The organism is Saccharopolyspora sp. NPDC045941 (assembly GCF_056431445.1).
The window spans coordinates 133,927-148,530 of record NZ_JBWKKU010000011.1 but is presented as its reverse complement, the minus strand read 5'-3'; the positions used below and the strand labels follow the sequence as shown (position 1 = coordinate 148,530).

Annotated in this window: 14 protein-coding genes and 1 pseudogene; 5 read left to right on the top strand and 10 right to left on the bottom strand. The window is 68.5% G+C overall.

Going from position 1 to position 14,604, the window contains the following annotated elements; all coding sequences use genetic code 11:
- Positions 1 to 32: 32 nt before the first annotated feature.
- Genes AC07FN_RS11620 through AC07FN_RS11610 form a run of 3 tightly spaced genes read right to left on the bottom strand, consistent with a single transcriptional unit; the run spans position 33 to position 6,765 of the window.
- Complete coding sequence (locus tag AC07FN_RS11620) at positions 33 to 3,128, bottom strand: AAA family ATPase (protein WP_478395573.1); 3,096 nt, start codon at positions 3,126 to 3,128, stop codon at positions 33 to 35.
- A complete protein-coding gene (locus AC07FN_RS11615; protein ID WP_478395572.1) occupies positions 3,113 to 4,021 on the bottom strand; it encodes a hypothetical protein in 909 nt (302 codons plus the stop codon). The genes AC07FN_RS11620 and AC07FN_RS11615 overlap by 16 nt, the downstream gene beginning before the upstream one ends.
- Before the next feature lie 20 nt (positions 4,022 to 4,041).
- Entirely contained in the window at positions 4,042 to 6,765 is a 2,724-nt protein-coding gene (locus tag AC07FN_RS11610) for a hypothetical protein (RefSeq protein ID WP_478395571.1), read from the bottom strand.
- Between the two features lie 279 nt (positions 6,766 to 7,044).
- Here AC07FN_RS11610 and AC07FN_RS11605 point away from each other — a divergent pair, with 279 nt between their 5' ends.
- Complete coding sequence (locus tag AC07FN_RS11605; RefSeq protein WP_478395570.1) at positions 7,045 to 7,188, top strand: Smr/MutS family protein; 144 nt, start codon at positions 7,045 to 7,047, stop codon at positions 7,186 to 7,188.
- Positions 7,189 to 7,373: 185 nt separating this feature from the next.
- Here AC07FN_RS11605 and AC07FN_RS11600 read toward each other — a convergent pair whose 3' ends face one another.
- From AC07FN_RS11600 to AC07FN_RS11585, 4 genes and pseudogenes are all read right to left on the bottom strand, one after another.
- Positions 7,374 to 7,703: a thiamine pyrophosphate-dependent enzyme gene (locus AC07FN_RS11600; RefSeq protein ID WP_478395569.1), complete on the bottom strand. Its 330-nt coding sequence runs from the start codon at positions 7,701 to 7,703 to the stop codon at positions 7,374 to 7,376.
- A 20-nt stretch (positions 7,704 to 7,723) separates the two neighbouring features.
- Positions 7,724 to 7,855 (bottom strand): annotated as a pseudogene (locus AC07FN_RS11595) (pyridoxal-dependent decarboxylase); the annotation flags it as partial.
- A gap of 359 nt (positions 7,856 to 8,214) precedes the next feature.
- A complete protein-coding gene (gene gad, locus AC07FN_RS11590; protein WP_478395568.1) occupies positions 8,215 to 9,597 on the bottom strand; it encodes a glutamate decarboxylase in 1,383 nt (460 codons plus the stop codon).
- 242 nt (positions 9,598 to 9,839) lie between these two features.
- Positions 9,840 to 10,097, bottom strand: coding sequence for a hypothetical protein (locus AC07FN_RS11585; protein WP_358611842.1), 258 nt, complete (start codon positions 10,095 to 10,097; stop codon positions 9,840 to 9,842).
- Between the two features lie 15 nt (positions 10,098 to 10,112).
- Here AC07FN_RS11585 and AC07FN_RS11580 point away from each other — a divergent pair, with 15 nt between their 5' ends.
- A complete protein-coding gene (locus tag AC07FN_RS11580; protein WP_478395567.1) occupies positions 10,113 to 11,456 on the top strand; it encodes a cytochrome P450 in 1,344 nt (447 codons plus the stop codon).
- A gap of 68 nt (positions 11,457 to 11,524) precedes the next feature.
- A complete protein-coding gene (locus AC07FN_RS11575; RefSeq protein WP_478395566.1) occupies positions 11,525 to 11,713 on the top strand; it encodes a hypothetical protein in 189 nt (62 codons plus the stop codon).
- On the opposite strand, the gene AC07FN_RS11570 is transcribed toward AC07FN_RS11575, so the two are convergent.
- From AC07FN_RS11570 to AC07FN_RS11560, 3 genes are all read right to left on the bottom strand, one after another.
- On the bottom strand, positions 11,714 to 12,220 hold the full coding sequence (locus AC07FN_RS11570) for a hypothetical protein (RefSeq protein ID WP_478395565.1): 507 nt from the start codon (positions 12,218 to 12,220) through the stop codon (positions 11,714 to 11,716).
- 214 nt (positions 12,221 to 12,434) lie between these two features.
- Entirely contained in the window at positions 12,435 to 12,797 is a 363-nt protein-coding gene (locus tag AC07FN_RS11565; RefSeq protein ID WP_478395564.1) for a DUF397 domain-containing protein, read from the bottom strand.
- Between the two features lie 36 nt (positions 12,798 to 12,833).
- Positions 12,834 to 13,724 (bottom strand): Scr1 family TA system antitoxin-like transcriptional regulator, encoded by an 891-nt coding sequence (locus AC07FN_RS11560; RefSeq protein WP_478395563.1) that lies wholly within the window; start codon positions 13,722 to 13,724, stop codon positions 12,834 to 12,836.
- Between the two features lie 445 nt (positions 13,725 to 14,169).
- On the opposite strand from AC07FN_RS11560, the gene AC07FN_RS11555 reads away from it, so the two are divergent.
- Both AC07FN_RS11555 and AC07FN_RS11550 read left to right on the top strand, forming a co-directional pair.
- The gene (locus AC07FN_RS11555; RefSeq protein WP_358611856.1) at positions 14,170 to 14,409 is read left to right on the top strand and encodes a hypothetical protein; all 240 of its coding nucleotides are present in this window, start codon (positions 14,170 to 14,172) and stop codon (positions 14,407 to 14,409) included.
- 8 nt (positions 14,410 to 14,417) lie between these two features.
- Positions 14,418 to 14,570: a hypothetical protein gene (locus tag AC07FN_RS11550; RefSeq protein ID WP_177226893.1), complete on the top strand. Its 153-nt coding sequence runs from the start codon at positions 14,418 to 14,420 to the stop codon at positions 14,568 to 14,570.
- The last annotated feature ends 34 nt before the right edge of the window (positions 14,571 to 14,604 follow it).

The window sequence follows — 14,604 nt, the reverse complement described above, 5'->3', positions numbered from 1 at the left end:
TTTTAGCTCACCCCTTCCAGCACTCGCGCCAACTAAACCGAATTCTCACCACCCTGAACCTGCTCCGGCTGCGGCGGCCCCGGAATATCCTGAGGATGCAGCACACACAAATCATCCAACGTCGGATTCACCAAACCCCGCGTCCGACGAGCATGCCGCGCAATCGCCACATCCAGAACCTGGCGAGCATAACGACCATTACCGAAAGAACTCCCCCGCTGCACCGCCGCGAAATGCGCCCGCAACGCCGCCACGGACGGCCCAGTGCATTCGTAACCGGACTCGGCGGCGTGCTGGTTGAAGATGGTGACCAACTCGTCGGCGGTGTAGTCGGCGAAGCGCACCCGGTGCGAGAACCGCGAGGACAGACCGGGGTTGGCGGCGATGAACCCGCCCATCTCCTGCTCGTATCCGGCGGCGATCACCACCACCTCGTCACGGTGGTCCTCCATCAGCTTGACCAGCGTGTCGATCGCCTCCCGACCGAAGTCCGGCCCACTGCCGCGGCTGCCACCGGAGGAGAGCGTGTACGCCTCGTCGATGAACAGCACGCCGCCGCGGGCACGGTCGAACGCCTCGGTGGTCCGGCGCGCCGTGTGGCCGACGTACTCGCCGACCATGTCTGCCCGGGCGACCTCGATGACCTGCCCCTGCGCCAGCACGCCCATCGCGGACAGCAGCGATCCGTACAGCCGGGCAACGGTGGTCTTACCCGTGCCCGGAGGTCCGGCGAAGACCAGGTGCCTGCTCACCGGCGGCGACGGCAGCCCAGCGGCCTCCCGCTGCCGCGCGGACGCCAGCAGGTCGACCATCGCCGCGACCTCGGCCTTCACCTCGGCCAGCCCGACCAGGCTGCGCAGGGTGCCCAGCAGCTGCTCGACCCTTTCCTCGTCGATCTTGCCCGCGCCGGCCCCCACGGCGGCCCCGGGCAGCGGCCCAAGATCCTCCGGCAGCAGCCGGGTCAGCTGGGCGGCGGTCACCGACCGGTCGTCGCCGAGCCGGTAGGCCTGCCGTCCGACCATCTCCTCGAACACCTTGCGCGCGGTGCGGCCGTTGCCGAAGGAGCTGTCGCGCGGCAACGCCGTGAAATACCCGTGCAGCGCGGAACGGGTCTCGAACTCCAGCTGGTAGTGGTGGTTCTGGCACATCCCCTCGACGATGGTGACCAGTTCGGACGAGGAATAGTCGGCGAAGTCGATGGTGCGCGAGAACCGGGAGGACAAGCCCGCGTTCGCGGCCAGGAACTGCCGCATGTCGTTGGTGTACCCGGCGACGATCACCACCACGTCGTCACGGTGGTCTTCCATCAGCTTGACCAGCGTGTCGATCGCCTCCCGGCCGAAGTCCGGGCCACCGCCGCCACCGCCCTGGGACAGGGTGTATGCCTCGTCGATGAACAGCACACCGCCGAGGGCCTTCTCGAAGACCTCCGCGGTCTTGAGCGCCGTGCCACCGACCACGGCGGCCACCAGGTCAGGCCGGGCGCATTCGACCAGCTGCCCCTTCCGGAGCACACCAAGGGCAGCCAGGATGCGGCCGTAGAACCGCGCGACCGTCGTCTTTCCGGTACCGGGGGAGCCGGTGAACACCAAGTGCTGCGACATCGGCGGCGACGGCAGACCGGCCGCGGCGCGGCGCTCGGCCATCTGGTGCAACCGGACCAGCGTCTCCACCTCGCGCTTCACGCCGTCCAGACCGACCAGGTCGTCCAGTTCGGCCAGCAGCTTGTCGAGTTCGTCGGCGTGGCGGGGTTCTCCGGTGTCCTGCGGCTCGTCTGAATCAACGGCCCTACCGGGCTCCTCCTGGACCACCGGCGGGCGCGACTCGCCCGGCTCGCCGCTGTCGTCGAAGATGACGCTGGATCCTTCGAACCGGGTGTCCTGGTCGCCGTTGCCGTCGATGCGGCACCGCCGGATCTCCACCGGCTCGTCGCTGAACACCGCGACACCGTCACGAACGTTGTCGCGGACGGTGCAGGAAATCATCCCGCCGCCGGACTGCCCGTGCCATTCCGCGCCGGAGCCGCACTCGCGGAGGATGCCACCGTCCACGGCGAGCGTGGCCTCGCCGCGGGCGGACAACGCCGGGCCCGTCGTCCGCGTCACCTGACAATCCGACACCGTGGCTTCGGCCTGGCCGTCCGCGACGACCCCGCCTGCCGCGCCACCGGTGATGTCGCAGCCGGTGAGCTTCACGACGCCGTCGGCGCTTGCCGACACCGCGTCGTGCCCGGCGTCCGTGAAGGTGCAGGCCGACAGGTGGGCCGTCGATCCGTCCAACACCTGCACCGAATGCCCGCCCGCCTTGGCGATCCCCACCCGCTCCAGCTCGACCGTGGCGTTCTGCATCGCCACCACGGCCTGCGCGTCGACGTCGCTGATCCGGCAGTCGCGCAGCACGGGCATCGATTCGGCCGCCGCGAGCAGCACCACACCCCGCACATTGGAAATGTCGGAGTCGTTCATCTTCAGCTGGCTGTGCTGTTCAATGACGATCGCGTTATCGGCGATCTTGTCGATCCGGCAGCGTTGCAGCGTGCTCCGGCCGTGGTCGGCCACCAGCAGTGCGCTGTTGGCATCGGTCACCACGCAGTCCACCAACGTCGCCGTGCCGCCGGTACGAGATACCACGGCCGTACTCGAGACGGACGTGAGCGTGCATGCGTGCAGCTCGGCGCGGGCGTTGTCGTACACCAGCAGGCCCGCGCCGCCCGGGTTGCGCAGCTCGCATTCACGGGCCTTCAGCTCCGTGCGGCTCCGCGCCGCGACGGCGACCTCGGATTCGGCGGCCAGCACACACTCGTCGAGCTCAAGGACTCCGGCCCGCAGATCCACCGCGATCTCCCCGTCGCGGTGCGCCAACTCAATGCCTGAAACCGCCGCGTGCTCGACATCGAGCCGCAGCACCGGATCGCCGGATGCCTCCACCCGCACCTGGCCGGGTGCTCCCGCACCGGAGATGGTGATGTCGCGATCCAGCACGATCGATTCCGCGTAGGTGCCGGGCCGCACCGAGATGACGTCGCCGTCCTTCGCCGCGGCGATCGCGTCGGTGATGGTGCGAAAGCACTCCGGCTCACTGGGCGAAACTCCCAGCATCGACCGCGTGCCGGTCATTCTGCTCGCCATAGCGAGCCCTCCTCGTTCTCCGGGTTCAGCATCGAACACACGCGGTAGCGGTCCAGTGGGGTCATGCGGCTTGCTCGCCCGCTGGCCAACGCATGCGCGGCGAGCGCGGCGTCCGGCGCCAGCAGATGTCGGTCGAGGTAGTAGCGGGAGGCGTCCGACCACACCCACACGCCATCGGAGCGCAGGCTGGCGGGCACCGCGCCGGCCGACCCGGAGACCAGGTCGGTCATCCGCAGGTCGGTCTCCAGAACGATCTCGCCGCTGCTGAGGAAGTCCAGCAGCCGTTGCCGCTCGGTGGAGTCGACCACGAGCTCGTGCGCGGAATCGAACCACGGGCCCCCGTCGCCGGACGCGCCGTCGAACGTCCGCGCGACCTTCACCTCCGCCGGCGGCTCACGAGTCCAGAGCAGGACGGCCGAGCGCAGCGCGGTCTTGTGGTAGACGGGCAGGTCGGTGCCCGCCGCGAACACCTCAACGCGCGGATCGCTTTGGTGGCCGGCAACCCGTTGAACGGCCATGGTGACGGCCGGCAGATTCGCACCGTCATCGGCCTGCACCAGGTAGACGCGGTCGACGCCGTCGCGCATCGTCGCCCAGCATGCCGCCGTGCCGTGCGCGGCCCGCACCGACGCCACGACGGCGCGGTCAGGCCCGTCCCAGGCCCCATCGGCATCCGGCGTGAACCGGTACTGCGCCGCGGGACGCCCTTCGAGCCGCGGCAGCAGCGCGCCGACCAGCTCGTCGAGCCGTTGCCGGTCGCCGCTGGCCAGCACCTCGCGGGCAACGGCCAGCCAGCCGTCCGGGGCGCGGCCTGCCAGCTCAAGGAGACGTTCGTGCGGATCCAGATCGACGGCGAGCCGCGGCGATTCGTACTCGTCGGCCAGGTCGTCCATGCGGCGGATCATCCTTCCGGCTATGCGGCGTGCAACGGGCCGTACCACCGGTCCGACACCGGCTCGTCCAGCTCCGCGTCGGCGCGTTCCTTGGCTGCGGCACGGAGCCGGGCAAGGATTTCCTCGCCGTCGCTACCGTCCTCGGCGAACAGGATCCGGCGGACCGAGCCGCCCTCCACGCCCAGCACCTTGAGCCGGGTCTGACCTGGCAGCACCACATCGCCGGAGATGTCGAGCTCGTCCGCACCGACGCTGCGCACCAGGCCGTCGAGACGACGGGCGGTGGAGACCCAGATCAGCGCCTCCGTCCCGCCGACCGACTGCGGCTGCGCCACCGGAGCCGCCACCACCGGCTCGCGCAACCGCACCACCGCGCCCGGCGCCAGCAGCGTGTCGTCGGGGATGCCCCGCACGACCACGGCGCGCACCGTGGGGAGGCGGCGCAGGCCGCTGGCGAGGCACACGTGGAAATCGGTGTCGTAATCGCCGCCCGGCTCCTCACCGAACACCCGCACCACGGCCAGCTCCGCCAGCATCGCGGCCTCCTCGCCCCGGCCGGCCCGCAGTCCCGGACGTTCGGACAGCAGCTTGGTGACCGCGCGGGTGGCCACGTCGTACTTCGAGCCGAGGCTGGTGCGGACGTTCTTCCGCTGCTCGGGGGTGCTGCGTGCGTCCGCGGGTACCTCGAGCGGTTCTCGCCGCGGTTGGCGCTGCACCTGCTCCTCGACCGGCTCCTCGACCGCCGCCTGAGCTGCCTCCTCGACCGGCTCCTGAGCTTCGGCCGGCTCCTGGGCTGGGGTCGGCGAGACCTTGGCTTCGGGTTCAGGCGGCGCGGCGACCGTCGCGGCCTGTGCGGCTACCGGGTCGGCGGGCGGCGTGTCCCGTGGTGCCCGTCCGGCCTTGGCGACCAGCGGCGGGAGCGAGGCAGGCGGGTCAGCGGGCGGTTGCTGGCGCCGCGGCTCGGCCGCGGTCTCGGTCCACTGTGGCAGGCCCACCGTGGTCATCGGCCTGTCACTCGGCGGCTCCGCCGGAGCCCTAACCCCGCGGTGGGCCGGTCCTGGTGGGAGAAGAACCGACCCACCGGCGGGGATCTGGCCCGTTGTTGGCGGGCCAGACTCGACCGGCGGGGGAGTACCGGCCGAGGTCTTCGGGAGTACCGCAGGCTCCTGGGGGGACGAGTGGGTTGCTTCGGCCAGCGGCGGGCGTGCCACTCCCGGGGTCGCCGGAACCTGCTGCGGCGGGCGTGCCGCTTCCGGGGTCACCGGAAGCTGCTGCGGCGGCGTGGTCGCCGACACCGTGGCGGGCGCGACCGGCGTGGCGGGCTTGCTGGGCTCCGCAGCCACCGGGGCGCCGATCACACCGGGTGCTGCCGGGGGCCGGAAGTCCCTGACCGAACTGGCGACGATCGGCTCGGCGGGCAGCATCCGGCCGTCCGTCGTCACCACGATTCCCGCCACCAGCCGCTTGTCGCGCGGTGCCTCACGTACGGGGGGTGTAGCCACAGTGGGCGCCGTGGGCGCCGTGGGCGCCTGGGGTGCCTGGGGTGCCTGCGCGAGCTCGCCGCGCTCCGCGCCCGGTGCCGCACCGAGCCGGTTGACCGCCTCGGCGGCGTGCTGGGATGCGGGAACGAACCGCAGGCGCTCCCGCGCATCCTCCGGCAGGCCGTGGATCAGACCGTCCAGCGCCGACAGCACCTCTGCGGGCACCGCGCAGTCAGCAGCCAGGACCAGGTCAGCGTGCGGCCCTGGCTCGGCCAGCCACTCCGGGCGCGGGGCCTGCGAGTCCGGGCGCACCAGCAGCCCGCGCGCCACGACGTCAACCCGCCACCCATCGGCCAGCCGATACGAACCTGGGGCAGCCAACGGCATCGCAGGGCCTGGCGCGACCCAACGGTCCAGCACCGGCCCACGCCCGGGCAGATACACGCTTTCCACCGCGAACGGGCGCCACAACGGACGGCCCGATGCGTCAAGAAGCACTGGGCGCCCTTCAAGCGGGACACCGTGCGCCGCGCGTACCGGCGCGCCAAGTTCGTCAGCCACGGCACTGGCCACACCCCAGCCGCCGTACTCCGCCAGCACCGCGCGCCCACGCACCTCGTCTGGCAGCGTTCGCAACACAGCGGCCACAGCTGCCGGTGACGGAGCTTGCTCGCCGGGAGCGCCGATGACGACGTACATCCGCTCGGGGTCCGGCGGTCGCGTGGACAGCTGGTCGTCGGGCCGCTCCGGGCTCCCCGGACCGCGAACCCACAGCCCGAGCGGAATCTGTGTGGCGCCTTCGGGCAACGGCATGGCCAGCGGGCGTTGCCATTCCGGGCTGGGCAGCCGTGGCCCGAGCGGGACACCCGGCCGCCCCGAACGGAAGGCGACCCACCCAGGGCCGGAGCCGGGCACGAACAGGCTCCCGTCCGCCAGGGTGCGCGGGACGCCGCCCGGCACGACGACCTCGACGCCGAGCCACTCCGACAATGTCCGTCCCGGCAACGGCGAGCCGTCCTCGGCCACCGACGACAGGCTCGGCGCAAGGATTCGCAGGCTGCGAGTGGTCGCCCCGGCGATGTCCGCCACCACCCACGGATCGAGCTGCGCCACTGCGGCCAGCGCCGACGCGCCGACCACCACCGTGGTGCGACCGCGTTCCTGCGGCAATGCCTCAGCGAGAGCGACAGCTTCGTCGTCAGTCTTCGAACGGCTGACCACGAGAGCGTGCCGAACCCGCTCGACCTCGATCGGCGCGTCCACCGTGCCTCCCTTCACCGTCATGGACACGGCCACACAAAGCGCTAGGGTTCATCGCACCGCGAACCCGCTGCTGGCTTTGCCCGAATGAACCCCCCATCGCCTTCCCGATGTGCCGGTAGCGCGGTGTCGACTGCAGCGCTACCGCCCGTCACGTACTCAGAAGGAGTTCTTCATGGCCGACAAGATCACGGTCGATCTGCACCCGTTCTTCCGCAGCGACCGCGACATCGATCAGGCGGTGCGCACCGTGATCTTCCGGGCCGCACGCGAGCGATCCCGATGGCCGAGATCATCGTCGGCAAAGGGAAGGCAACGCTGCAGAACCGGGTCGTGAAGATGCTAGGTGCGGCGCATCTCAAGCGCCTTTACCGTTCCGTAGAGGTCGATCCGAACAACGACGGCCGGGTGCTGGTGCACTTCTGACGCCGGCGCGGTTGCGGTGCAGAGATCAGGACTGGGGGCCGCTCCACCCAGTCGCACTGGCCTGCTTTCAGCCGGTCGGGTGCGACTGCTTGGGACACGTGTCCCGACCGGCCGCGGGTTCACGAGCCGGGTTGGCCACAGCGGACGGGGTCCTCACGGCGTGGCGCGGACCCCGTCCACTGTGGTCAGTCCACGTCGAATTCCGGTCGGGTGTCCCTGGCGACGAGGATGTCGTCGTTGCTCGTGCCCGACGGCACCATCGGCCACACCAGCTCGTCGCCGCTGACGACGAAATCCACCAGCACGGGTCGGTCGGTGACCGCGTTCGCCCGCAGGATCGCATCCTCGACGCCGGCCGGGTCGTCGCACCGGAACGCGACGCACCCCAGCGACCGCGCCGGCCCGGCGTAGTCCGGGGTGCCCTGCCGGTACTCCGAGGCGCTGTGGTGCTTGTCCCAGAACAATGTCTGCCACTGCCGCACCATGCCCAGCACGCTGTTGTCGATCAGCGCCACGATCCTCTGGTGCGGGAGCGCCAGCGCATCAACATCGCCAGCCCGGCGAGCATGCACGCCTCGCTGGAGCCGCCGGTGGACGTGCCGACCGCGCTATCCGGGTCGGGAGCGTGCCACAGTTCGGCGAGCGCTGCGACGCACCGCTGCGCCAAGTCAGTCGTGCGCAATACGCGGGCTGGCGTAGCGCAGCTCATTAGAGCCCTGTTGTCCTTACGTATGCCCAAATACGCGGCGGAGGGGCCGTCCACCTCTCGGAATCCGCCGATGGTCGTCCTGGCAAGGCGGATGCAAGCGGCTGCGCCGCTTCCAAAGACGCGGACGGCATTCGCCGACAGGCTTTTAGTTTTAGGGAACGTCCGGACCCTATAATTTGCCCAACCAGGTATCCCATAACGTTGCCCTTTCATACACGGGCATTTGCCCTTCCTGGACTACAGGGAGGCCAGCCGCCGGAGCTCGCCACGGCGGTCGGCGATCTTGCCGACCGCCGTGGCGAAGCCGCGGTCGCGCCTCAGTCCCCTCCCTCTTCGAGCATTGGGGCGGCCTCCGAACCTCGCGGCAGCACATCGCAGCGTTGCCGAGGGCGCGATGCACCGTGGTAGGCGCGGAGCGCGGTGACTGCGTTGGTTATGTCGTCGGCGAGTCGGCGGGCGAGGATGTCGGAGAGATCATTGCGGCAGACCAGCCGCGCGACGGTGACGTTGGTCTGGTTGGGGGGCAGTGTGTAGGCGGGCACCAGCCAGCCGCGTTGGCGGAGGCGGTCGGCGAGTTCGGTCACGGTGAAACTGGCGTGGTCGCCGGTGGTGAAGGCGACCACGGGCAGGTCGTCGCCGGAGGAGATCACCCGCAGGTCGTGGAATTGGTTGAGGTGGGCGGCCAATGCGCGGGCGAGGTCGCGACAGCGTTGCATGATAGCTCGGTAGCCTTCGGCGCCCAAGCGGAGGAACTGGTAGTACTGGGCGATGATCGGAGCGGCGGGTTGGGTGAAAGTGAGGGTCTGGGTGGATAGGCGCCCCCCGGTGTAGTCGATCGAGAATCCGAGCTCGACGGGCACCACGCTCGGGTCGCGCCATACCAGCCAACCCAGGCCCGGAGCGACCAGGCCGTACTTGTGCCCAGAGGTGTTGATCGAGTCCACTCGGGAAAGCCGGAAATCCCACACCAGTGCGGGATCGAGGAACGGCGCCACCAGCCCGCCCGAGGCCGCGTCGACGTGCACTGGCACGTCGACACCGTCGCGGGCACTCCGTTGGTCCAGCGCGGCGCACACCTGCTGTACCGGCTCGTAGGAGCCGTCGAAGGTGGTGCCCAGCACGGTGACCACGCCGATGGTATTCGCGTCACACAATTCGGCTGCAGTGTGCGGGTCGATGCCGAACCCGCCCTCCGCCACCGGGATTTGCCGCGCCTCGACGTCCCAGTAGGCGCAGAACTTGACCCAGCAGACGTGTACGGCGGCGCCCATGACCAGGTTCGGCCGCCCGCCGGATCCTCTGGTGCGGGAGCGCCAGCGCATCAACATCGCCAGCCCGGCGAGCATGCACGCCTCGCTGGAGCCGCCGGTGGACGTGCCGACCGCGCTATCCGGGTCGGGAGCGTGCCACAGTTCGGCGAGCGCTGCGACGCACCGCTGCGCCAAGTCAGTCGTGCGCAATGGCTGCACGCCGTCGACGGTGTTGCTGTAGAGGAATTCGGCCATCAGCCGTTCGGCTTCCGGTTCCATCCCAGTGGTGATGAACGTTGCCAGATTCAACTGCGGCGGTACATCCGGGCGCAGTTCATCCCGCACCGCCCGATAGGCCGCATCGGCAGGCATCGACTCCTGGGGCAGACGCCACCCCGCAAGCCTTCCCGGAACCGTCTTCTGCACGGGGACCGCTGACAAGTCGGCCACAGTCTCACCCCAACACGTCACAAGATCAACAAGGCATCAACATGCCCGGCCGCTACTCGTGCAACGGCACAAATGTCCTTCGGGAGTCGCTTCACCAACCACCGGTTGCCGGCGACGAACACCCTTGGCAACACCTGATGATTCCACTGTAGCCACCGACCCACTCCCGCCTCGCCACATCCACCGATGAATTTCCCGACAGACCCAAGCGCGGATGTCCGGAAAGGCAGAGGTGTGTCGCTTCACTTGCTCGGCGTGAGCGCCGCATTCCGGTGATCTATAAACGGGACCGCGTACCCGAGGGTCTGGAGTACTTGGTTCTGGATGCGCTGGCGTAGGTCGGCTTCTTCGGGCGTCAGCGAATCGCCGGGGAGCCGGATGCGGACGAGTTTGGGCCTGATCGACAGGTCGTCGCCCCAGAAGGGCAAAAAGAAAAGGGCAAACGGGCAACCATTTGCCGCTCGGCAACAGCTCCACTGCACGATTGGCGTCGTGGACATATCTGCCAGGATGTCATGATGGCTACCCAGCGAGCTGCTGTCTGGACCCCCGCCACCGCCCCCGGCGCCCTGCCCCTGCTGGGCCACGCACTCGCGATGGCGCGCAATCCGCTTGGCTTTCTGACGTCTCTGCCCGCTGCCGGCGATCTGGTGCGGATCAGGCTCGGTCCGTGGAAGGCGTTCGTCGTGACCGACCCGGACCTGGTGCACCACCTGCTCGTGAACTACCGAATTTTCGATAAGGGTGGCCCGACCTTCGACAAGGTCCGTGAGGTGGTGGGCAACGGCCTGGCCTCCTGTTCACATCAGGACCACCGACGGCAGCGTCGCCTGCTGCAGCCCGCGTTCCACCGCGATCGCCTGACCAACTACGCACGGATGATGTCCGAGCAGATCAGCGTGATGCTCGACTCATGGCAGCAGGGCGACGTCATTGACGTGCGCGCCCAGATGCAGGCACTTACGAGCCGCATCGTGTCCAGAACCCTGTTTGTCGCCGACGTCGCCAGACCGGCGGCTGTCGCACTGGAGGAGTCGCTCGGCGACATCGTGCGTGGCGTGTTCCGCAACCTGGTCGTGCCGCCTCCGTTCAAGAATCTGCCCACCCCGCTAAACCTGCGCTTCCGACGCTCCAGGGCACGCGTCGCCGCGGCCGTCGACGCCTGCGTCACGGAGTACCGGCGGAGCGGCGTTGACCACGCCGACGTCCTGTCGGCGCTGCTCGCCGCCCGCGACGACAACGGCAGGGCGCTGACGGAGTCCGAGATCCGGGACCAGGTCGTCACCCTGCTGTTGGGCGCGACCGAGACCAGTGCCACCACACTGAGCTGGGCACTGCACCTCCTGGCCGCCCACCCCGATGTGCTAGAACAAGTGCACGCCGAGACCGACGCGGTACTCGGCGGGCGAGTCGCGGAAGCCGACGACCTCCCCGCTCTCGAGCTGACGAACCGCGTCATCACCGAAACCCTGCGCCTCTACCCGCCGGGGTGGATATTCACCAGAATCGTCACCGCCGACGCGGAACTAGCCGGCCAGCCGCTACCAGCGGGCACTATCGTGATCTACAGTCCCTACCTCATTCACCGTAGTCCGCGGTTGTACCCGGACCCCGACCGCTTCGATCCCGACCGATGGCTGCCCGGCCACGTCGCGAGGCCGCCCCGGACCGCATACCTGCCCTTCGCTGCGGGGGCCCGCAGGTGCATCGGCGACACCTTCGGGCTGAACCAGGCGGTGCTCACGCTTGCTTCGGTCGCGGCCCGCTGGGAGCTCCGGCACACCACACGTGCCGTGCGGGCCGCTCCCAGCGCCGTCCTCGCCCCACGATCGCTGCGGATGCGTCTGAGTGCCCGTTAGCCAGGAAACCGTTGCTAGAGACTGAGCATGAGTTGTTGGCGTAGGCGGCCAACGGCGCGGGAAGTTTAATGCTCACCTCGCCATCAGGGGTAACGCGGATCGTCTCGTTGCCGTGCGGTTTCCCGCTCTCCCTCGATGCTGGCGGCGGCCTCGCGGAGTTCACCGGGGTGCTGGTGCACGACAGCTACGCCGGCTACACGCACCTCACCGCCGTGCACGCCTGGTACGGGGCCACCTCCTGCGGGACCTGCGACTGATCAGGTTTGGGGCCCGCTCCACCCAGTCGCACTGGCCTGCTGACCTTCGACATCGGCGACATCGGCGACCGCGCCCGCACCGCCTGGACCATCCCAGTCCGGTTGCGTCGCCGCCCCACCCGGGAACACGAGGTCAGACAGCGGTTCGGCATTCTTCATCAGGGGCGTGCTCACTTCACCCACCCCGCAGGCGCCCGCGCCAGCGCGGTCTGGCCGGGACGAATCCGGACTCGACACCGACGGGCGCAAAGTTGGCAGACCATCGACCGGGTCCGACTCCATGCGATACCCAGCGACGACCTCGATCCCTCCCTTGACCGGTTTGATGTCAACCTGACCGATGACGCCGTTGACGCCAATGTCCCGGCGCACGTGCTCGACGAAGTTGCGCACGTGCCGCACATGCTCGCTGCCGTTGGCGCGTTCCCACTCCCGGATCAGCTGCTCATCCTGGGCTTTCCGCTGCTCCATCCGCTCGAACTCGCTCCAGCTGCCGGGCTCGGTCACGGGGTTCCTCCAACTGCCTTGTCGGTGCACGGACCTGTTGGCCAGCACACGTATGCCGAGCGGCATCCGGTTCAATCGATCCCGGGCGGGGGTGTGAAAGTGCCGTTCACTCAGACTGGAGCGACGTTCCGGCAGGTCAGGGGCCGTGAGTGTTTTGGAGTGCCATAACGCCCCAAAACACTCACGGCTTCACACGACGGCGACAGCGGAAAACCTATGCGGCGTAAGCGATTGCGTCGAATTCGCGGTTGGCGATGCCGTCCTGGAACGCCAGCAGTTCGGCTTCGGTGAACACCAGCTCGACGGCTGCCCAGCCGCGCCGGCGGAACACGTGCATGCCGTCCGCGTCGCGGCGGGTGATCTCCAGGCACAGCCCCTCGGTCCGGCCCTCCCGAGCACCGGCTAAGAAGGCATCGAACTCCTCGGCGGTGAACACCAACCGATGGTCATCCGGCGCGCCGAACACCGTCTTGTCGTCACGCAGCTCAACCCAACCATCCCGGCGGGCCACACACACGCAGTCCTTGTCAGGAACGCTTTTACTAGCCTTCCGGAAGTCAATCTCCGCGAAGGCCAACGACGGGGCTGTGTTCATCGGCAATCTCCTTGGGTGTCACTTGGATGGGGACGATCGTGCGAAGTCGGCGGCAACGCCCTTCAGGAACCGACGGGTCTCCGCGAACGTCAACGCAGCGTTCGCGAGACGTGCCCACGCCGCCTCATACGCTTTGAGCGCCTTCTTGTCGTCGAGGTACCGGATCTCGTTTGCACCCTCGACGTATGCCAGTTCCAATGGCCCGGCCGCGCCGGGCGAAGGCACCCGGATCAACACGAACGGACTCGAAATCGGCGATCGTCGACCGGCCGGACGGTCGAACGGCAAAATCTGTAGGTGCACGTTCGGCCGGTTGCTGAGTTTGATGAGGTGGTCGATCTGCTCGCGCATGACCGACTTGTCGCCCCATACTCGCCGGACACATGATTCCGACAGCACGAACTGCACCATTGGTGGCTCGTCCCTGTCGAGGATGTCTTGCCGCGCCAGCCTGGCCTGGATGCGATCTTCCAGCGTCACGCCGTTGATCTCGGGCTGATCGGCATGCATCGCCCGGACGTACGCCTCGCATTGCAGTAGCCCCGGTACGACCTCGACCTCAACTGCACGGATTTGATCAGCGTGCTTCTCCAGGTCAACTCGTAGCCGGATGTCCTCGGAGTACGCGCGGTTGTGGCCGGTGGTCCAGAAGCCTCGCTTGTGGTTGTCCCGGCGCAGGTCGCGCAGCGCTTCCAGATAGCCCTCATCGGTGAAGCCAAGCTTCGACGCCAGAAGCACGAGATCGCCGGGGCTGATGCTGCTCGCACCACTGATCAGGCTGGCAATGCGCGGCTGACTCGTCTCAATGAGTTTCGCCGCCTCGGCCTGCGATGAGCCCGCCTCCTGGATCATGTGGGCGATCTCGCGCCCAAGCAGCAGCTTCTTGGCCGTGCGAACAGTTGCGGGCATCTGCTCTGCCTCTCCTGTGATTGACGAGCGGCGTTGCCAAGCGCGGCGATCGTCCCTTCCTCCCGAAGGGTATCGCCCACAGCCACTCGATCGGATGGGTGCCGACAGCTTGATTATTCAGCTTTTCTAGATCAAGCTTAGATCATCGGGACAACGTGTTCCAGATCTCGATGCGATCGATGTCACCTTATAAAGGAGAGTGGTATGCCCGTCCCCTGCACCCCGACACATTCGCGCCTGGCCATGCGGAAGCTCGCCTGTACCAACGACCTTCAGCACTCCTGAGACCTGCCCGGGCCGTCCGTGCCCCCTCCCGACGGGACGGACCGGGCATATGAGGCGGGCGGCGCTGCGTCGAGACCGAGCGGTGCCCCCGACACCGCGCGCCCCATCGGGCTCCGCGCGCCGCCCGTCACCCCTACAACCCCCGAACACTGGAGTTCTCATGCCCCAGCCCCAGACAGAGCAGCGCTACTTCTGGTTGCCAGTGCCGGACGAGTCCAGCGCCTACGGCCTCGTGCGGCACGCTTTCGCCGGCACCCGCCTGGACGCCCGCACAGCCGACGAAGCGTTCTGCGGCAACACCTTCGCCCTGGCCAATCCGTCCGAAATGGACTGGATTCACGCCCGGACATGCCCAGACTGCAACGCGCTGCTCAAAGAAATGAAGGGCTGGCCGCGGTGACCTCTCCCATGCGGTGGCCCGACGGCACCCCAGTCGACCCCGAACCCGACGACACCCCGACCACCGACAACCACGCCTGGCGATTCACCGAGCCGCCCGTCTGGGCCCGAATCGACCACGAGCTCAAAGACCGGATCATCCAGCGCCTTCGCGCGCTCTAAGAACCCGGCCCGATGCCGCGACCTCCCCAACTCG